1 pseudogene is annotated in these 552 nt (G+C 52.4%); it reads right to left on the minus strand.

The annotated features are described in order from the left end of the window. Positions 1-552, minus strand: a pseudogene (locus tag HF854_RS12465) (IS5 family transposase); the annotation flags it as partial.

Genomic DNA, 552 nt, shown 5'->3' on the forward strand with positions numbered 1-552 from the left:
CATATCGTGTGGCAATTCCCCGCCAGCGCTTGAGATGGAGAAAAGCATTCTCGACAAGATGCCTGACTTTGTAGAGCTCTCTGTCATAGTTGCGTGATATTTTACGACTTCTCTTTGGCGGGATGACAACCTGGAAACCGGATTCACCTGCTTTGCGGAGAATACTCTCCGTATCGTAGCCTCTATCAGCCAAAAGTGCCCCGGCACTCAACCCGTCAATCAACGCACAGGCCTCTTTGCAATCAGCTCGGGTACCTTCTGTAACAATAACTCTGACCGGCATACCATGCGCATCCACGGCCAGATGTATTTTTGAGTTGAGCCCCCTTTTGTGCGGCTCATGGCCTCATTACCTCCCGCAGCGCCCGCCGCATGGGGATGTACTTTGCAATGACTGGCATCAATGATGAGCCATTCAAAATCAGGTTCGACAATGAGAGCTTCGAGTATTTTCTCCCAAACTCCCCGATCTCGCCATCGGCAGAAGCGGCGATGTGTATTTTTCCAGTCGCCAAGATCGGGGGGTAAATCCCGCCACGGAGCCCCGGTTCT

The sequence above is a fragment of the Desulfovibrio piger genome, from assembly GCF_012843875.1.
In the GTDB taxonomy this organism is placed as follows: Bacteria; Desulfobacterota; Desulfovibrionia; order Desulfovibrionales; family Desulfovibrionaceae; genus Desulfovibrio.